The 18,598-nt window shown below is 69.8% G+C and carries 13 protein-coding genes; 5 read left to right on the top strand and 8 right to left on the bottom strand.

Annotation, left to right across the window (positions count from 1 at the left end):
• Positions 1–37: 37 nt before the first annotated feature.
• Positions 38–637 carry a PPA1309 family protein gene (locus tag B4L26_RS16380; RefSeq protein ID WP_290720487.1) on the top strand — a complete coding sequence of 200 codons (600 nt, stop codon included), beginning with the start codon at positions 38–40 and terminating at the stop codon, positions 635–637.
• Positions 638–705: 68 nt separating this feature from the next.
• Positions 706–1,656 carry an SGNH/GDSL hydrolase family protein gene (locus B4L26_RS16375; protein ID WP_290720484.1) on the top strand — a complete coding sequence of 317 codons (951 nt, stop codon included), beginning with the start codon at positions 706–708 and terminating at the stop codon, positions 1,654–1,656.
• Positions 1,657–1,683: 27 nt separating this feature from the next.
• Here B4L26_RS16375 and B4L26_RS16370 read toward each other — a convergent pair whose 3' ends face one another.
• On the bottom strand, positions 1,684–2,826 hold the full coding sequence (locus tag B4L26_RS16370; RefSeq protein ID WP_409563415.1) for a YlbL family protein: 1,143 nt from the start codon (positions 2,824–2,826) through the stop codon (positions 1,684–1,686).
• On the opposite strand from B4L26_RS16370, the gene B4L26_RS16365 reads away from it, so the two are divergent.
• The 3 genes from B4L26_RS16365 (at position 2,825) to B4L26_RS16355 (ending at position 6,575) form a co-directional block, all read left to right on the top strand.
• Complete coding sequence (locus tag B4L26_RS16365) at positions 2,825–4,270, top strand: zinc-dependent metalloprotease (RefSeq protein WP_290720482.1); 1,446 nt, start codon at positions 2,825–2,827, stop codon at positions 4,268–4,270. The genes B4L26_RS16370 and B4L26_RS16365 overlap by 2 nt on opposite strands.
• Before the next feature lie 90 nt (positions 4,271–4,360).
• Positions 4,361–5,221, top strand: coding sequence for a hypothetical protein (locus tag B4L26_RS16360; RefSeq protein ID WP_290720480.1), 861 nt, complete (start codon positions 4,361–4,363; stop codon positions 5,219–5,221).
• A 40-nt stretch (positions 5,222–5,261) separates the two neighbouring features.
• On the top strand, positions 5,262–6,575 hold the full coding sequence (locus B4L26_RS16355) for an ABC1 kinase family protein (RefSeq protein WP_290720478.1): 1,314 nt from the start codon (positions 5,262–5,264) through the stop codon (positions 6,573–6,575).
• 66 nt (positions 6,576–6,641) lie between these two features.
• On the opposite strand, the gene B4L26_RS16350 is transcribed toward B4L26_RS16355, so the two are convergent.
• The 7 genes from B4L26_RS16350 to B4L26_RS16320 all read right to left on the bottom strand — a co-directional run bounded on the left by B4L26_RS16350 (position 6,642) and on the right by B4L26_RS16320 (position 18,543).
• Positions 6,642–6,926: a WhiB family transcriptional regulator gene (locus B4L26_RS16350; protein ID WP_290720476.1), complete on the bottom strand. Its 285-nt coding sequence runs from the start codon at positions 6,924–6,926 to the stop codon at positions 6,642–6,644.
• A gap of 382 nt (positions 6,927–7,308) precedes the next feature.
• On the bottom strand, positions 7,309–9,444 hold the full coding sequence (locus B4L26_RS16345) for an ATP-dependent helicase (RefSeq protein ID WP_290720474.1): 2,136 nt from the start codon (positions 9,442–9,444) through the stop codon (positions 7,309–7,311).
• A gap of 31 nt (positions 9,445–9,475) precedes the next feature.
• Positions 9,476–9,727, bottom strand: a complete 252-nt coding sequence (locus B4L26_RS16340; protein WP_290720472.1) for a mycoredoxin — start codon at positions 9,725–9,727, stop codon at positions 9,476–9,478.
• Positions 9,728–9,765: 38 nt separating this feature from the next.
• A complete protein-coding gene (nudC, locus tag B4L26_RS16335) occupies positions 9,766–10,704 on the bottom strand; it encodes an NAD(+) diphosphatase (protein WP_290720469.1) in 939 nt (312 codons plus the stop codon).
• Positions 10,705–10,708: 4 nt separating this feature from the next.
• Complete coding sequence (locus B4L26_RS16330) at positions 10,709–11,782, bottom strand: potassium channel family protein (protein ID WP_290720465.1); 1,074 nt, start codon at positions 11,780–11,782, stop codon at positions 10,709–10,711.
• A 49-nt stretch (positions 11,783–11,831) separates the two neighbouring features.
• On the bottom strand, positions 11,832–15,227 hold the full coding sequence (locus B4L26_RS16325; RefSeq protein ID WP_290720463.1) for an ATP-dependent helicase: 3,396 nt from the start codon (positions 15,225–15,227) through the stop codon (positions 11,832–11,834).
• Positions 15,220–18,543 carry an ATP-dependent helicase gene (locus tag B4L26_RS16320; protein ID WP_290720461.1) on the bottom strand — a complete coding sequence of 1,108 codons (3,324 nt, stop codon included), beginning with the start codon at positions 18,541–18,543 and terminating at the stop codon, positions 15,220–15,222. The genes B4L26_RS16325 and B4L26_RS16320 overlap by 8 nt, the downstream gene beginning before the upstream one ends.
• Positions 18,544–18,598 lie beyond the last annotated feature (55 nt).

Raw genomic sequence — 18,598 nt, 5'->3', positions numbered from 1 at the left:
CGGCGCCGGTTAGTTCCCGGTGGGCAATGATGGAGCGGTGACCGATCCACTCCTGTCCCCCGACGCGCTCGGTTTGGCCCTGCGCGACGTCACCGAGTTCGTCGACGCCGCCGATTGGGGCCAGCCGCCGATGCTGTTCGCGCTCGTGCCGACCGGGGTGCTCGCCCAGACCGATCCCGACCTCGTCGACGAACACGACGACTCCGAACTCTCCCCCATCGCCCAGGAGCAGTTGCCCCTGTCCGACGACCCGCAGACGCAGGCCGAGGAACTCGAACACGTCCTGGCCACTACGTCGTGGCCGGCTGCGGTAGCCGGGTGCGCCCTGGTCCAGGAGATCATCGTGCTGCCGCCCCAGGCCTCCGACGACCTCGACGAGGCATTCGTCCCGCTGCTCGCCGACCCCGAGGCCGCCGACGCGGCGGCCCGCGACACCGCTCGCAGCCACCCCGGCCAACAACAGGCCCGCCTCATCGCCGGCGCTCTTCGCGACGGATCCCGCCTGGCCCTACTGCAGCTGCGCGACTCCGCTGACGCCGAGACGCCCGGACGGTTGGAGCTGTTGTCGCACCCCGATCTCGCGCCGGGAATCCTCGAAGCGCTGGCGGCCACCCTCGACGCTGAGCAGGATTACTGAGACCTTCGACCTGCACCAAATGAGACCGGATTGTTACCACAGCAAATTTCTCTGATAGATATATACGGATGAATTACCGGACGGGTTATGCCCGGTTCGCCCGATTCGCCGTGCCAATGGCGCTGGTCGCACTACTCGCGACGGTGGACTCATCTGTCGCCGCCGCTCCGCCTGCCCGGGTCCTGCCCACCGGGGAGCTCTACACGCACGGGACCTACGTCGCGATGGGCGACTCACGCGCAGCCGCCGGGTCACCGGCCCTCACCGTCGACTACCAACTCAACCCGTGCCGGCGGTCCGACGACAACTACCCATCGCTACTGCGCGACAAGATCCATCCGCGCACCTTCATCAACCTCGCCTGCGTCGGTGCCGAGAGCGCCCACCTGCGTTACTACCCACAGGTGAGACCCTTGGGCTCGTCAAACTCCATGGGCTCGCTGGGCTCGTCGTCGGGCTCACTGGGATCGCTGGGCTCGACGACCTTGATCGACCCGCAACTACGGCACGTCCCGCGCGATGCACAGCTGGTCACCATCAGCATGGGCGGAAACGACTTGGGATGGTCCACGATGCTGTCGAAATGCAACATCATGGTCAACCCGAATTGCCGGTTGAACCCGGCCCAGAAGGCCCGGCGGGCCAAGGGCATGCAGAAGATGACCCTTCAGTCCGCAACCACCCTGCGCGCGGTGCGCGCGCGCGTCCCGCAGGCCCAGCTCTTCACCGTCGGGATCGGGGGCATGTTCGGATCACACGGCTGCCGCGGGGTTCAGCTGCGCTCCGCCGACTCCAAGTGGTTCCGCGCCATGTTCGACGAGGCCAATGCACGGCTGCGCAAGGAGACCGAGGCCGTCGGCGGGAAGTTCATCGACATCTCCGACCGCGGTCACGATGCGTGTTCGCGCCAGCCTTGGTACTACGGCCGGACCGCGCCACCCGGGGAAATCCCGTTCCACCTCAACAAGGCAGGGCGCGCCGTCATCGCCGACCGGATCGCCGCATCCATCCGGCGTTGACCGTTCCCGGCCCGCAATAGCGGGTCGCTAGCGGGTGCAGCTCGGGGCCGCCTTGCCCGCCACCACGTTGTTCAGCGCGTCGATCGCGCCGGGCAGGGTCTCGACCTTGACGAGTGTGAGCCCGTCGGGCACGTCGGTCAGCGCCTCGCGGCAGTTGTCGGCCGGCACGAGGAAGACCGTGGCGCCCTTCTCGCGGGCACCCTCCATCTTGTGGGTGATCCCGCCGATCGGGCCGACCTTGCCATCGTCGGTGATCGTGCCGGTGCCGGCGATGAACTTGCCGCCGGTAAGACTGCCCGGCGTCAGCTTGTCGACGAGCGCCAGCGACAGCATCAAACCGGCCGACGGCCCGCCGATATCGCCGACGTTCATCGTGATCTTCATCGCCGGGTCGGCGTTGACGACGACCGGGGTGACGCCCAGATAGGTGATCGTCTTGGTGGTCCCGGCCCGGTCTGTCCCCTCGACCTTGCCGAGCGTCACCGTCACCCGCATCGGGGCGCCCGCCCGCACGATGTCGAGGTCGATCCGCTCACCCGGCTTGTGCGCGCGGACCGCCGTCTGCATCTGCTCGACGGTGGCGACCGGGGTACCGGCTACGGCCCGCACCTCGTCGTCGGTGCGCAGCACCCCGTTGGCCGGGCCGTCGGAGCCCACCGATTGGATGATCAGCCGTGTCGGACGGTTCAACTGTCGCAGTGCCGCGGCCTGCGCGGTCAGCTCCGAACCGGACATCTGGGCGGCATTCTGCTCGCGCACCTCGTCGGTGGAGCGCCCCGGCGGGTACTGGGTCTCACGCGGGACCAGGGAGTACTTGCGCGACGCCCATCGCCCCAGGGCGTCGAACAGCGAGAGTCCGTCGATGACCGACACCGTGGTCAGGTTCAAGTGACCGTCCACGGGGTCGGTGGGGACGCCCTTCACCTCGACGACGGGCACGGTGCGCTCCAGCGGCTTGCCGTCGGGCGCCTTGCCGTCGGAGATGCGCACGTCGCCGAGGGTGTTCACGGTCAACCCCGGGCCGAGCGCCACGTACGGCACCTGCACGTTGTTGCCGAGGAACACGAACAAGCCCAGCAGCAGCACAGACACCGCGAGGGTCAGTATTCGGCGGTAGCCGACGGAAGCGTTCACCTGCGCCAGCGTAATAGGTCGGTACGGTGGAGCCATGAGCGATCTCCCGTTCGGCTTCTCCGGCAACGACCCCGACCGCGACGGTGGCGACGACGGCAAGGACAAGCCCGCCGACTCCGGCGGGTCGGCCGGTTCGAACCCCTTCGGCTTCAACATCGACCCGTCGTCCTTCGACCCGTCGCAGTTCGGGGCCCTCGGCGCCGGTTTCGACCCCTCCCAGCTCAACCCCGAGATGATCGGGCAGCTGTTCTCCCAGCTCGGCACCATGTTCAGCGCCATGGGCTCAGGGAGCACCGGGGCAGGCGCGGGCGCGCCGGTGAACTACGAACTGGCCAAGCAGCTCGCCCGCCAGGAGATCGGCGACTTCACGCCGGTCCTCGACAAAGAGACAAGTGCGGTGGCCGACGCGGTGCACCTGGCCCAGATGTGGCTCGACGACGCGAGCGCATTGCCCAGTGGCGTGACCAACTCGGTTGCCTGGACGCCGGTGCAGTGGCTCGAGGAGTCGCTGCCGACGTGGTCCAAGCTCTGCGACCCGCTCGCGCGGCGGCTCTCGCAGGCCTGGGCCGACGGGTTGCCCGAAGAGGCCGCGGCATTCGCCGGCCCGATGATGGGGATCATGGGCCAGATGTCGGGCTCGGTGTTCGGCGCCCAGTTGGGCCAGGGCCTGGGCAAGCTGGCGACGGAGGTGCTGACCGGGACCGACATCGGGCTGCCGCTCGCACCAGCGGGAACCGCCGTGCTGCTGCCCGAGGCGATCGCCTCGTTCGCCGACGGTCTCGACCTGCCCGCCCAGGAGATCATCGTCTACCTCGCCGCACGCGAAGCCGCACACGTGCGCCTGTTCACCCATGTCGCGTGGTTGCGTCAGCGGCTGCTCTCCTCCGTCGAGCAGTACGCGGCGGGCATCACCGTCGACCTCGGCGGACTGAGCGAGGCGTTCGGCGAGGGGATCAACCCGGAGGAGCTGATGGCGAATCCGGGTCGGATCGAGGAGTTGCTCGGCTCGGCTGCGTCGTTCGAGCCGACCACCACCGACGAGCAGAAGGCCGCCCTGGACCGGCTGGAGACGCTGCTGGCCCTCATCGAGGGCTGGGTCGAGCACGTGGTGACCCGGGCCCTGGGTGATCGCATCCCGGCCACCGCGGCCCTCACCGAGACGATGCGGCGCCGACGCGCCTCCGGCGGTCCGGCCGAGCAGGCCTTCGCGACGCTCGTGGGCCTGGAGTTGCGCCCCCGCCGCGTGCGCGAGGCGGCCGCGCTGTGGGACGGACTCCTGCAAGCCACCGACGTCACCACCCGCGACCGGGTGTGGGACCACCCGGACCTCCTGCCCGACAGCAGCGACTTGGACGCTCCGGCCGCTTTCATCGCCAGCATCGCAGCCGGGGATGACACGGATCCACTCGAAGCGCTCCGTCAGGTGATCGCCGACGAAGAGGCCGCCGGCGACACCGACACCGACGAATCCGGGAATTAGCACTTACAACCAGGTCAGGCACTGCGTTCACCTGTGGAAAACCTCCTTCGTGCGCTGACTGAACCGCACCACGGGCAGCAAACTGTGACCATGGCCAGGACCGCGGTACTCTCCCCCGTGCTCGTGCGCGGTGCCAACCAGCTGCAACTCGGCTGCGATCCCGAGCGCAGCGTTCTCGTCGACCTGCCGCCGGAGGTCAGTGCACGGGCAGTCGCCGATCTGCTCCATCTGCTCGACCAACCCCAGTTCGAGCTTCTGATCGCGCAGCGGTGCGACGAGGTGGGTCTGGGGCGTGCGGACTTCGACGCGATCGTGACGCGACTGCGGACCGTCGGCGCATCGGACGCCGGGTCGCTGTCGCAGCTGCGGATCCATCTCCACGGCGCCGGACCGTTGCGCGACGGCCTCGACACCGCGATGACCGCCGCCGGCTATCCCGTAGCCCTCAGCGCCGCCCCACGCGCCCGCCCCTGGCGGGCGCCGACGCCAAGCCCCACGCTGGTCGTCCTCACCGACTACGCCCACCACGACCCCGTCCTCGTCGATGACCTGATGCGCCGGCGGATCCCGCACCTTTCGGTGCTTCTGCGCGACGGGGTGGGCGTCGTCGGACCGCTCGTCCTGCCCGGACGGTCGAGTTGCCTGCGCTGCGCCGACCACCACCGGACCACCCTCGATCCGCAGTGGCCGCTCCTGTGCGCCCAGCTGGTCAACCGGTCCGGGGTCGCCGGACACGCGGTCACCGGCCTCACCGTCGGAGTGGCACTCGAGCAAATCGAGCAGGTCAGCGCCGGTCTCGCTCCGCGCACCGACGGTGGTTCCACGCCTGTGGCCCAACCCGACCTCGTCGACCGCACAGTCGAGATCCATGCCCGGCCGGTGCGTCTACGGCACAAGGAATGGCCGGCCCATCCGCTCTGCGGATGCGGCGCTCACGGCCGTCGTGCGTAGCTCCGGTCCAGGCTCCGATCCAGTCGACTATCCTTGCCGCATGAGCGATATCACACGGGGGTCGGGGCGCCGGAACGCAAAGTTGGCAGCACTTCCAATCGGCGTCGCAGGGCGCGCCGTCGGGGGCTTGGGCAAGCGCATTGCCGGCAAGAGCAAAGATGAGGTCACCCAGGAGCTGATGGAGAAGACGGCCGAGCAGCTGTTCTCCGTTCTCGGCGAGCTCAAGGGCGGCGCGATGAAGGTCGGTCAGGCGCTGTCGATCATGGAAGCGGGTATTCCCGAGGAGTTCGGTGAGCCCTTCCGCGACGCACTGACCAAACTGCAGGCCGAGGCGCCGCCGCTGCCGGCCGACAAGGTCCATGCGGTGCTCGACCAGCAGCTGGGCACCAAGTGGCGCGAGCGCTTCCGGGAATTCGACGACACTCCCGCCGCCGCGGCGAGCATCGGCCAGGTGCACCGCGCGGTGTGGTCCGACGGTCGCGACGTCGCGGTCAAGGTCCAGTACCCCGGCGCCGACCACGCGCTGCGGGCCGACCTCAAGACCCTCGGGCGCATGTCCGGCCTCATCCAGAAGCTCTCCCCCGGCACCGACGTCAAGGCGATGGTCGACGAACTGATCGACCGTACCGACGCCGAGCTCGACTACCTGGGCGAAGCCGAGCACCAGCGCGCCTTCGCGAAGGCCTTCGACGGTGATCCCAACTTCCTCGTGCCCAAGGTCGTGGCCAGCGCACCGAAGGTCGTGGTGTCCGAATGGGTGAACGGCATCCCGCTGTCGCGCCTGATCACCGAGGGCAGCCAGGAGGAGCGCAACGCGGCCGCCGCGCGGATGGCCGAGTTCGAGATTTCGTCGCCCTACCGGGTCGGCTTGCTGCACGGCGACCCGCACCCGGGCAACTTCTTCATCGCCGACGACGGCCGCTTCGGCGTCCTCGACTTCGGTGCCGTCGGCGTCTACCCCGATGGGTTGCCGCCGGAGACCGGGCCGATCTTCAAGCTGGCACGCGACCGCAGCTACGACGAACTGCGCGATCTGCTGGTGGCCACGGACTTCATCCGACCCAGCCATGCAGCGAAGGTGACTCCCGACGACCTCGAGGCCTACCTCAAGCCGTTCGTCGATCCGCTTTACACCGACGAGTTCCACTTCACCCGCCAGTGGTTGCAGCGCGCCGCCGGCAACGCCACCGACCTGCGGGGCGACGTGTACAAGACGTCGCGCAACCTGAACGTGCCGAAGAACTTCGTGATGGTGTTCCGGGTGCTGCTCGGGTGCGTGGGCATCGCCGCGCAGCTGGAGGCCTACGCCCCGTACCGGGCGATCATGACCGAATGGGTGCCCGGCATCGACTGACGTCGACCGGTAGGTCGAGGATCAACAAAAGAACGAGCCCGGCAAGCAAATGCTTGCCGGGCTTGTTCATCCCGCAACCTTGCGGGGGCGGCCACGAGGTCGCTTGCGGGCCACGATCTGGCCGCGGTCGAAGATCTCGCCGCCCCAGACGCCCCACGGTTCGGCGCGCTCGATGGCGGTCTCCAGGCACTCCCGCTGCAACGGGCAGCCCCGGCAGAGTGCCTTCGCCATCTCCAGGTCGGCGGGGGCCTCGGCGAACCACAGGTCGGCGTCGGCCTCCCGGCACGGAAGCCCCAGGGAGGCGAGGCCGGGTATGGGCGGGGTACCGGTGAAATCAGTCAGGCAAGTCATCAGAGTCTCCAGGCTGTGTACGGGGATCGAGGGAAAAGAAAACGGCCACGGTCTTCGCTGTCGCGATTCACCGTGGCCGGAAGGGCGGTTGGAACTACGTCACCCTTGGATGATCCGGTACGGAGAATCGCCGAAGCGCTCGCTGCGCCACGGTTGCGATCGACTTGTCGCCTTCGATGAAGACGGATTTGGGCAATGAATGCAGCGCCCACGGTCGCGTCGCAGCTACGGCATGGCCGAAGTGATTGATCGAGCTCACGGGTCCGCACTCCTTCCGTCTCGAATCGCGGACACAGCGGGGATCGTCCCCACTAAGTTGACTTGCCCAGCCTACGACGGCCTCTGCACGGGCACAACTTATTTTCTACCTGCGGTTTTGCCGCTACGTCGCGGGGACCGCGGCCGAAGCGACGATGGCGACGACCGCATCGCCGTAACGCTCCAGCTTCGCCGGCCCCACGCCGCTGACCCGTTTGAGCTCGTGCAGGCCCGCCGGTCGGCTGGTCGCGATCTCGCGCAAGGTCTTGTCGGCGAACACCGTGAACGCCGGCTTCTTCTCACGATTCGCCTCGGCTGCACGCCATTGCCGCAGACTGTCGAACAGCGCCGCATCGGCGGGGGCCAGCGGCATGGTCGCGGCCCGCGCGGCCACGCCCGAGCGCGCCGAAGCGGACCCGCGCGGCACACCGGCACACGAGTCGCACAGCCCCGATGCCAGCGCGCGCGAGCCCATCAGGTTCGACGAGCACCGCTCGCAGGTCGGGAGTAGGCCGACGAGGAACCGCGACTTCCGCCGTCCCCGCCGACCGCCCTCATTACGGGCCAGCGCCCAGGACAGGCGCAGGTGCTCACGGGCGCGCGTCACCCCCACATAGAAGAGGCGGCGCTCCTCCTCGACTGCCTCTGCCGAGGCGTCGATGGCATGGGAGATCGGTACGGCGCCATCGGTGAGGCCGACCAGGAACACCGCATCCCACTCCAACCCTTTGGCCGCGTGCAGCGAGGACAGCGTGACGCCGTTCATCGTCGGCGGGTGTCCCGCCGCCGACCTCGAGGCCAACTCGGAGGCCAGGCCCCCCAAACTCAGCTCCGAGTCGTGGGTGCGGAGGTCCTCCGCCAACTCGACGAGTGCGCTCAATGACGCCCAGCGCGACTTGGCCTCGGCGCCCGACGGCTCGTCGGGGGTCAGGCCCAGCGGGAACAGCAGCACCCGCAGCGTATCGATCAGATCCTCCCCCGCCGCGGCGTCGGCGGTCCGCGCGGCCGCGGTGATCTCGCGCAGCGCCTGGCGGATCTCGGTGCGCGCGAAGAACGCGTCGCCGCCTCGGATCTGATATGGGATCTGCGCCTGCGTCAGCGCCTCCTCGTAGACCTGCGACTGGGCGTTCACGCGGTAGAGCACCGCGATCTCCGACGCCGGCACACCTTCGGCGATCAGTTTGCCGATGTCGGCCACCGTGGCCGCCGCCTCGGCCGGCTCATCGGGGTACTCGGCGAAACGCGGCATCGGCCCGGGTGGCCGTTGGCCGACGAGTTCGAGTCGGGTTCCCGCCGCCCGACCACGCGCGGCGCCGATCACTCGGTTGGCGAGGTCGACGACCTCGGGCGTGGAACGGTAGTCCCGCACCAGACGCACGACCTGCGCTTGCGGGTATTCGCGAGAGAAGTTGAGCAGGAAGCTCGCCTGTGCGCCGGCGAAGGTGTAAATCGTCTGGTTTGCGTCGCCGACGACGGTGAGGTCGTCGCGGTCGCCGAGCCACGCCTTGAGGAGCCCGTGCTGCACCGGGGTGACGTCTTGATACTCGTCTACGACGAAACACCGGTAGCGCGAGCGGAACTCCTCAGCGAGTCCTGCATCGTCGGTGAGGATCTGGGTGGTGTAGATCAGCAGGTCGTCGAAGTCGAAGAGCCGATCGCCGTCGTCGGTGACCTTCGCCGCCTCATAGGCCGCGAACACCTGTGCCACCTGCTCGACCGGCGCTGGTAGGTCGCGCCCCGCATCGACCGCGGCGGCGGCGTAGCCGCTCGGACCGATCAGGCTGGCTTTGGCCCATTCGATCTCCGACGCCAGATCGCGCAGCATTTCCGTCGTCGTCGCCAGTCGGGCCCGACGGGCCGCACGTCCGACGATTGGGAGCTTGGAGTCGATCAGTTCCCACCGGGTGTCGCCGATGGCGCGCGGCCAGAAGTAGCGCAGTTGGCGCAGTGCCGCAGCGTGGAAGGTCTGGGCCTGGACCCCCGAGGATCCCGCACCCGAAACGCCCAATTCCCGCAGTCGGGAGCGCATCTCGCCGGCGGCTCGGGCAGTGAAGGTCACCGCGAGTACCTGGTCGGGGTTCACCTGACCGCCTTCGACGAGGTGGGCGATGCGTCTGGTGATGGTGCGCGTCTTACCCGTCCCGGCCCCGGCGAGCACGCAGACCGGCCCGCGCGGTGCGGTCACCGCGGCGAGTTGCTCCGGGTCGAGATCTGCGAGATGGTCCACCACGCCGACCACTATTCCACCCGCCCCCGACATCGCGTCGGGTTGGTCGGGTGCCGGACGAGCCTTACAGGCCCAGCTTCTTGCGGACGTCCACGATCGACGGGTTCGTCGCGGTGGTGCCGTCGGCGTACTTGATCGTCGGGACGACGTGGTTGCCGTTGTTGACACTGCCGACGAAGTCGGCGGCCGCCGGATCCTCCTCGATGTTCACCTCGTCCCACGTCACGCCGAGGCTCTTCAGCCCGGTCTTGAGGCGGTTGCAGTAACCGCACCAGGTGGTGGTGTACATCGTCAATGCCGGAGCGTCGGTACTCATGATTGGAACAACACCGCGGCCGTCGAACCTGTTCCCGCCTAGTCGGCGGCGGCCCAGGCCTCGACCATCGCCCGGGCGATCGAGACCGAGCCCGGTAGCCGCAGCGGGGCGGGCGGGGCGTCGTCGCCGTTGACCGGATCGGTCCACTCGGCGCCCGACAGCGCCGTGCGCACCTGTTCACGCGTGAACCACTGTGCATCGGCGATCTCGCCGTCGAGGAAGGCCAGCGGCTCGTCGGGATCGCCCAGGGCGGCGAACCCGATCATCAACGAGCGCGGGAACGGCCACGGCTGGCTGCCCAGATAGCGGGGCTGCGTGACGGTGATGCCCACTTCCTCGCGAACCTCGCGGATCACGCACTGCTCCAGCGACTCCCCCGGCTCGACGAACCCGGCCAGCGTCGAATACCACTTGTCGGGCCACATCGCCTGGCGGCCGAGCAGGATCCGGTCGCCGCCGTCGTGCACGACGGTGATAATCGCCGGATCGGTGCGCGGGAATTCCTCGCGCCCACACGACCGGTCGCGGCGCACCCACCCGGACTTCTCGATCCTCGTCGGCGCCCCGGTTGTCGGGGAGAACTCCGCGTTGTCGGTCCAGTTGAGCATCCCGAGAGCGGTCACCAACAGACCAGCGTCGTCGGCACCCAGGTGGTGCCCGGCCATCCGAGCGTCGGCGATCGGTTCGGCGATCTCGGGGACGCGGCGCGCCCACAGCATCGCCTCCTCGTCGACGCCGAGCAGGACCGCGTCGTCGGGCGGACCGTCGGCGACCTGCGGACCCGGCAACCAGCGCAACCCGCCCTGTGCCTCATCGACGCCGAACCGGCCCGACCCGTCGATCAGCAGCACCCGGGCATGATCCCAGCCCACCGTCGCGGCACCGTGGTTTCCGCGGAGCTCGCCCGCCCGGTCGATGGTCGACCGGGAGAACAATGGCGGCTGCGGCAGTTCGAACGACTGTGTCTCGAATGACATGGGGTCAGCGGTCTTTGTCTGCGGGTCCACGGCGCACGTACAGCAACCGGTCGCCCAGCTCGATGGACTCGACCTCCGGCTCGCCGACGCGGTACAGCTTGCCGTCGCGCACGACGCCGAGAACGATGTCGACGGTGTGGGCCGGCGAGCCGCCCACCTCCGTCGGATCGACGATCCGCTCGGCGATCGCATACCCCTCGTCGGGGGTCAGCAGGTCTTCGAAGACCTCGACGACGCTGGGCGTCTGCGTCGCGATCCCCAGGAGCCGACCCGCGGTCTCGGAGGTCACGACCACCGAGTTCGCACCCGACTGTTTCATCACGTGGGTGTTCTCCGACTCCCGGATGGACGCGACGATGGTGGCCGTCTTGTTCATCTCGCGTGCCGACAGCGTGGTCAGCACCGCGGTGTCGTCGCGACTGGTCGCGATGATGATGCTCGCGGCGTGCGCCGCACCGGCCAGGCGCAGCACGTCGGATTTGGTGGCATCGCCGCGCACGGTGACCAGGCCATTGGCCTCGGCGACGTCGAGCGCGGCCTGAGACGGATCGACGACGACGATCTCCGACGGTTTCACACCGTCGCCGAGCATCGCGTCGACCGCGGTCTGGCCTTTCGTGCCATAGCCGACGACGACTGTGTGGTTGCGCAAGGTAGACCTCCAGCGTTGGATCCGCAGCGCCTGTCGCGACCGTTCGGTCAACACCTCCAGGGTGGTACCGATCAGGACGATCAGGAAGAGCACGCGCAGCGGGGTGATGACGATGATGTTCACCAGCCGCGCCTCCGGCGAGACCGGCGTGATGTCGCCGTAGCCGGTCGTCGACAGGGTCACCGCCGAGTAGTACACCGAGTCGAGGAAGGACAGCGGGCTGCCCTGGACGTCGCGGTATCCCGACCGGTCGATGAACACGACCACCGACGTGAACATGAGCGCCAGCAGCGCGAACAGGATGCGACGCCCGATCGCCCGGCCGGGGCTCATCTGCGCGTCGGGGATGCGCACGATGTTGACCAGGGCATACTCCGGGCTGGTCGCCAGCGCGCTCCCGCGCCCGCGGCGCAGCCGGTTCTTCATCGGCGCGCTCCGGTCAGCGGGCCGTCGGCGATCGTCCCGTCAGCGATGGTCACTGTGGGAATCTAGCACCGCTTCGAGCTGGACCGCGGGTCAGCAACGCGGCCAGCGCGACAGCGTCGGGCAGGTCGGTGGGCTCCAGCGTGACGTCGGGGCGCACATAGTGGAAGGCGGCGCGCACCTGGTCGGGCCGTGCGCCGACGAGCTTCGCCCAGGCGATGCGGTATGCCGCGAGCTGGATGTCGACGGACTCGCGCTGGCTCGCTTCGGGCGGTGCCCCGGTCTTCCAGTCGACGACGATCCACCGCGGCTCACCGTCGACGTCGGGCTCGGTGAACACCGCGTCGATGCGCCCGCGGATGACCGTGGGACCGATCACCGTCTCGAATGGCACCTCGACCTCGATCGGCGTGCGGTTGGCCCAGCGCGACGCGGAGAACCGCGCGATCAGCAGGGCCAGGTCCTCGTCGGGCACCGCCGTCTCGTCGGCCGCGCCGGGCAGTTCGTCGATGTCGAGCAACCGCGTCGCACCGAAGCGACGCTCCACCCACGCGTGGAAAGCGGTACCGCGGCGCGCCAGCGCGTTCGGCTTGAACGGCACCGGTCGGCGCAGTCGCTGGGCGAAGGTGCCCGCATCCGCGCGCAGATCGACGAGTTGGCTCACCGACAGGTGCGCCGGCAGTTCGACGTCGACGCCGGCCCGGTTGGCCTGCGCGTGTTCGTCCAGCAGGACGTCGACCTCGGCCCGCCACATCTGCACGTCGGCGTCGACGGGGGGTTGCTCTTGGGCGGCGCCTTCGTCGTCGAACAGTGACGGCTGCGCCCGCGCGGTCAAGCGTTGCGCGACCAGTGCCGCTGCTCGGTCGGCTGGTTCGCGCCGCGGCCCGAGACGGTCGGCGGGCCACTGTGCGCTGATGACATGGGCGGCCAGCGGATTCGGGGTGCCGTCGTCGGGGACGGGGACGTCGATGTCGACGACGAGTCCCTCCGAGTCGACGGCCGGGTCGGCGACCGCCTGCGCGACGACGGTGGCGAGTTCGGCGTAGAACTCGGAGACGGCCCGCGGCTTGGATGAACCCATCGACCAGTGGTGCGCGCTGATGAGTAGCGACTCCTTGGCGCGGGTGAGGGCGACATACAGTAGTCGGCGATCCTCTTCGAGGCGTCGCGCTGCGATCGCCTCCTTGTGCTCCTCGACGGCCACCTCGAGTTCCTTGCGGTCGGTGGCGCCAGATACCTCGAGCCGAGGGAATCCCTCGCCCGCACCGTCGGTGGCGCTCGGGTCGGCGAGATCACCGCGCAACTGTGCGGGCAGCTCGCGTGCACTACCCAGCCACGTCCCGTCCGACCGCCCGCTCGGGAAGATGCCGCCGCACACATGCGGGATCGCGACGACGTCCCACTCGAGGCCCTTCGCCGCATGCACGGTGAGGATCTGCACGCGCTGCTCGGCGACCTCGACCCGGCCGGGTTCTAGTCCCTTCTCGATCGTCGCGGCGGTGTCGAGGAAGGCCAGCAAGCCCGGCAGCGTCGCCCCCGGTTTATCGGCGTAGTCGGAGACGTAGGCGGCGAAGGCGTCGAGGTGTTCTCGCCCGGTGGTGGCGCCCCGCATGCGGTGCGCACGGATCTGTGCCTCGACGCCCACACCGATCGTCTCCTCGACGTCGGCGACCAGCTCCGGCAGGGGCTGGCCGATGCGCCGGCGCAGCGCGTCGAGTTGGGCGCCGAGCCGCCGGATGCGCCCGTAGCCCTGCTCGCTGTATCGCGACGCGTCACCGGCGTCGACGAGCGCGTCGGCAATCCCGGCGTCGTCGACGAGTTCGTCGGGCACCGTCGCCGCCAGCGCCGCGGCCAACTGCTCGGGGGTGTCCAGCGGCAGTTGCGCGGCCCGATTGCTTGCGGCCAGTTCGCGCGCCCGCCGCCACAGCGCGGCCAGGTCGGCGGCACCGAGTTGCCAGCGCGGCCCGGTGAGCAGACGCATCGCGGCGGTGCCCGCCATCGGGTCTGCCATGAGCCGTAGTGTCGCGATGACGTCGGCGACCTCCGGCACGTGCAGCAGCCCGCCGATGCCTACGACCTCGGCCGGGATGCCGAGCGCCTCCAACTCGACGGCCAGTGGGGCGGAATCCTCGTTGCGGCGCACCAGGATCGCCGTCGTCGGGGGTGCCTGGCCCTCATCGGCCGCGGCGCTGTAGTGCGCCGCGATCTGTTGGGCGATCCATTTCCGCTCGTCGAGCACCGTCTCGGTCATCGCCATCGTCACCGTGCCGAGGGGGGCATCGGGTCGCGGGCGCAGCACTGAGACAGGTACCCCGCGGCGACGCAGTTCGTCCGACGCGGCGTTGGCCAACCGCAACGCGTGGGCGGCGTTGCGCCAGCTGGTGAGCAGTTCCAGCCGCCTGGCCGGGCTGGCATCGGGTCGGGGGAAGTCGGTGGCGAAGCGTGGCAGGTTGGCCGCCGACGCACCGCGCCAGCCGTAGATCGATTGGATCGGATCGCCGACCGCGGTGACGGCGACGGGTGCTCCCCCACCGAACAACGCGCGCAACAGGACCCGCTGCGAGTGCCCGGTGTCCTGGTACTCGTCGAGCAGGACTGCGCGCACCGTCGCCCGCTCGGCGGCGACGACTTCCGGATGCCCGACGACCAGTCGCGCGGCCAGCGACATCTGCGAGCCGAAGTCGAGGGCGCTCTGTTCGCGCATCCGTGCGGCCAGTTCGGCGACCAATGGCAACAGCGCCCGCCGCTCGTCGATGACGGCCTGATATCCCCGCATCTTGGCTGACGGTTGCTCGTTCTGCCCCTTCCCTTTCGGGAGCGTGTCGATGAGGTCGTAGAACTCCTGGGCGGCATCGGCGATGTCGTCGAGTCCGACAAGGTGTTCGGCGGCGTCGGAGTAGAGCTTGAGCACGGTCTCGGTGACGCCGGTGGGCACCTTGCGGGTCTGCAGGTCGCCCGGATAGTTTGCGACCACCGAGAACGCCAGTTGCCACAGCTCGGTCTCGCTCAGCAGTGTCGACGACGGCTCGACCGGCAGGAGCAGTCCGTAGTCGGCGATCAAGCGACCCGCATAGGCGTGGTAGGTGCTGATCTCGGGGTCGGCGGCGGCCAGTCGCGTGCGCAGCGACCCGTCGGGATCCCATTGCGCGAGCACTGGCGCACCCGCAAGGGCCGCGAGGCGTCGCCGGATCCTCGCACCCAGCTCGCTGGCGGCCTTGCGGGTGAAGGTCAACCCCAGGACCTCCTCGGGCCCGACGAAGCGGTTGACGACGAGCCAGACGACGCGGGCGGCCATGGTCTCGGTCTTGCCCGCTCCCGCACCCGCGACGACGAGGACCGGTTCGAGGGGTGCTTCGATAACAGCGACCTGTTCAGGCGTGGGCCGCGGCAGGTCGAGCGCGCCGGCGATGCTGGTGGCGGGGATCAACTCGCGAATCGGTTCAGTCATCGACGACGCTCCGCCCCGTCAGCTGAGCCGGGCACGAGGTGACCAGTCCGCAGTGTCCGCACCCATCGTTGTGGGTGGCGGTGAATACCGGCCCGATGCTGGCGTGCGCAGCGGAGCGCAGGATCAGCTTCCACTGGTCGATCAGTTCGGGTGTCAGCGGCTGCTGCTCTCGCACCGCCGCGCCGGTGGTGTTGTTGGGGCTGGCTACGTACACCAGTTCTCCCCCGCCGGGCTGTACGCCAGCGGGAAAGCCGTCGACTCCACCCAGGTGCAGCGCGAGCTGATAGGCCGCCAGTTGCGGGTGCTGTGCGGCGACCTCCTTGCTCGGCACGGTCTTGCCGGTCTTCACGTCGACGACGACGGGCCGGCCGGTGTGATCGGCCTCGAGCCGGTCGATGCGTCCGACGATTCGCACGCCGACAGCCGCCGAGGGCTCGTCGGAACCGGGTTCGGGTGCTAGCTCGGCATCCACGGGGACCTCGGTGCCCACCGCGCTCAACTCGTCACGTGAGGCGCTCAACCAGGCGCGGAAGTTGTCGAGCATCTTCTCGGCACGGTCGAGCTCGCGCCTGGAGAACCAGTCGGCCCCGGTGTCGACGCGGTCCCAGATGCCGCGCAGCGCGGCGGTCGCCTCGTCGGGGGTGATCTCGCCGGCCAGCGCCTGCACCAGCGTATGGACGAGCGTGCCGGTGATGGCGGGCGCCTGGTCGCCGTCACGTCCGCCGTTGCCCTCGAGCACCCACCGCAGCGAACAACGCGTCAACGACTCGATGTTCGACGGGGAGAGCCGCCGGGGCCCGTCGGCGGGCACCCACAACGGGTCGTCGGTACTTGCTTCGGCGAGTCCGAACCATTCCCGCGGGTGCGCGCCCGGGATGTCGAGGTCGGCCAGCCGCGCTAGCAGGTCTGCGGCCGCCACCGCTCGCGGTGTCGGCTCCTCGCCGTCGACGCCGGCGAGCACCTCGGCGCGCAGTGCCGCGACCAGCGACGGCAGGGCCAACACGCGGTCGATGCCGGGATCGACCGCGAGGACCTCGGGCTCGTCGGCGTCGGACTCGGCGGCCTGGCCGAGCAGTGCGGCGATCTCCCCGATGAACCGGGACGGCGCCGCCTCGCCGCTGCCGTCCTCGACGGCGCTGACGAGCAACCGGCGACGTGCCCGCGAGCAGGCGACCAGGAGCAGCCGCCGCTCGTCGGCGAGGGCGACGGCGCCGCGCGCGACGGTGTCAACGGCCTCGGGGTCGATTCCGTCGAGAAGGTCCACGAGAGCGCCAGTGGACAGGATGGAACCGCGAGGGCGCAACGAGGGCCACAGACCGTCGAGCACGCCGGGCACCGCGACCACGTCCCATTCGCGCCCGACGGCAGCATGGGCCGAGCAGATCGTGACGGCCTCATCGCGCACCGCTTGCGCGCGCGAGTCGCGTGGGACGGCCAAGGCGGCGATGTGCTCGACGAAGGCGGTGACACTGGCGCTGGGCAGGTTGTCGGCGAATGATTCGGCCGCTTCGAACAGCGCGAGCATTGCGTCGAGGTCGCGGTCGGCCTGTTCCCCGCCCGGTCCGCCCCGCAGCGCCGCGGGTGACCACCGGTGCTCGAGGCCCGAGGCCTGCCAGGCCTCCCAGAGGACCATCTCGACACCGTTGCGCGCGGCGATGGCCGCGCGTGCGGCACCCACCACGGTGCGAACCCGACGCAGCGGCCGGGCCTCGGCGTCGCCGAGCTCGTCGTCGTAACGCGCCGCTGCGGCGTCGTCGGCGATGGCGGCCGACAGCGCGGCGATCGAATCGACGGAGTCGTCGACGCGCCGCACACCGCGGCGCAACCGTCGCAACGCGGCCGGGTCGGCACCGCCGATCGGGCCGGTGAGCAGGCTGATTACTGCCTCGGGTTCGAGCTCCTGGCCATCGGCGGCCAGCAGGGCCGATCCGAATGCCGCGACGGCGCGCTGGCGGTGCAACGGCAGATCCGATGCGGGGGTCACGACGGGGACCCCGGCCGAGCGGAAGGCGCGCCGCAGCGCCGGCAGTGCACGCGGGACCGACCGGACGACCACCGCCATCGACGACCACGGCACGTCATCGAAGAGGTGGGCGCGGCGCAGTAGATCGGCGACGGCGGTCGCCTCCTTGGCCGCCGACGCGTACACCTTCACCGACGCCGAGGCCGGGTCCACATCCTCGTCGGCACCATCGTCGGAGACGGGGCACGGGTACGGGTGCGGCCGTGCGCCGGGCAGCCGTGCGGCCAGTGCGGCGCCCACCGCGTTGATCGGACCGGCGGCGCGAAAGTCGCGGTCCAGCACGATGTCACACGCCGATCCCGCGTCGACGAGGTCGTCGGCAAACCGGGGCGAGGCACCGCGGAATCCGAAGACCGACTGGTCGGTGTCGGCGGTGATGATCGTCGATTCGGCGCCCGTTCCGATCAGCCGGATCAACCAGGCGGCTTGCGGGTCAAGGTGCTGGGCGTCATCGACGAGGACATGGCGGATCCGGGCACGCTGCCCGTCGAGCAGATCCGGGTCGGTGGCGAACACCGACAGCGCCGAGCCGATCAGCTCGGCGGCATCGACGGCGGGTGCACTGGCCTGCGGCGAGGCGACGCCGACCGATCCGCGCAACAACATCGTCTGCTCGTACTGGGCGTACATCTGTCCGGCCGCGACCCACTCGGGACGACGGTGGGCCCGACCCAACCGCATGAGCTCCTCGGGTCCGGCACCGCGTTCGGCCGCGCGCATCAGCAAATCGCGCAACGCCTGTGCGAAGCCCTCGGTCAGCAGCGCCGGACGCAGTGCCTCGGGCCAGCCGGGTGCGCCGTCGGCGACGTCGCCGGCGAGCAATTCGCGCAGCACCACGTCCTGCTCGGACCCGGTGATCAGGCGCGGCGGAGGGTTGTCGTGGGCCTGGGCCTGCAGGCGCAGCACCGCAAACGCATAGGAGTGGACAGTCCGTACGAGCGGCTCGCGTGCGGCCGTCGCGTGCGAGCCGCCAGCAGCGAGCACCCGTCGGGTGATCTGCTCACGCAGCGCGACGCCGGCGCGACGACTCGCCGCCAGGACCAGGACCGATTCGGGATCGACGGCGGGATCGGTGAGCCGCGCGACCGCTGCATCGACGATCACCGAGGTCTTGCCGGTGCCCGGGCCACCGTGGACGCGATAGGGCCGCCACGGCTGTTCCGGATCCGCCAGCACCGGCGTCTCGATCAACCGCGAAACGGCGGGCGGCCACTCCCGCACCGCTTCGGGCAGCGCCGCCGCGCCGACCAGCGTCGTGCGCACGAGAGGGCGCTGAGCCGGGCTGCGGACCATGCCCCTATCGAATCACGCCGGTCGGACACCCTCGCGCGGGATCGCGCGGTGGTCA

It is taken from the genome of Gordonia sp. UBA7599 (assembly GCA_002477755.1).
Taxonomy (GTDB): domain Bacteria; phylum Actinomycetota; class Actinomycetes; order Mycobacteriales; family Mycobacteriaceae; genus Gordonia.
The sequence above is the reverse complement of the archived record's forward strand: the minus strand, read 5'-3'. Positions and strand labels throughout refer to the sequence as shown.

Bases quoted from the DNA above. Each gene is read 5' to 3' on its own strand.
- B4L26_RS16360 (WP_290720480.1), top strand. From the start codon at position 4,361: ATGGCCAGGACCGCGGTACTCTCCCCCGTGCTCGTGCGCGGTGCCAAC.
- B4L26_RS16320 (WP_290720461.1), bottom strand. From the start codon at position 18,543: ATGGTCCGCAGCCCGGCTCAGCGCCCTCTCGTGCGCACGACGCTGGTC.
- nudC (WP_290720469.1), bottom strand. From the start codon at position 10,704: ATGTCATTCGAGACACAGTCGTTCGAACTGCCGCAGCCGCCATTGTTC.
- B4L26_RS16325 (WP_290720463.1), bottom strand. From the start codon at position 15,227: ATGACTGAACCGATTCGCGAGTTGATCCCCGCCACCAGCATCGCCGGC.
- B4L26_RS16330 (WP_290720465.1), bottom strand. From the start codon at position 11,782: ATGAAGAACCGGCTGCGCCGCGGGCGCGGGAGCGCGCTGGCGACCAGC.
- B4L26_RS16350 (WP_290720476.1), bottom strand. From the start codon at position 6,926: ATGACTTGCCTGACTGATTTCACCGGTACCCCGCCCATACCCGGCCTC.
- B4L26_RS16375 (WP_290720484.1), top strand. From the start codon at position 706: ATGAATTACCGGACGGGTTATGCCCGGTTCGCCCGATTCGCCGTGCCA.
- B4L26_RS16340 (WP_290720472.1), bottom strand. From the start codon at position 9,727: ATGAGTACCGACGCTCCGGCATTGACGATGTACACCACCACCTGGTGC.
- B4L26_RS16365 (WP_290720482.1), top strand. From the start codon at position 2,825: ATGAGCGATCTCCCGTTCGGCTTCTCCGGCAACGACCCCGACCGCGAC.
- B4L26_RS16345 (WP_290720474.1), bottom strand. From the start codon at position 9,444: ATGTCGGGGGCGGGTGGAATAGTGGTCGGCGTGGTGGACCATCTCGCA.
- B4L26_RS16355 (WP_290720478.1), top strand. From the start codon at position 5,262: ATGAGCGATATCACACGGGGGTCGGGGCGCCGGAACGCAAAGTTGGCA.
- B4L26_RS16370 (WP_409563415.1), bottom strand. From the start codon at position 2,826: ATGGCTCCACCGTACCGACCTATTACGCTGGCGCAGGTGAACGCTTCC.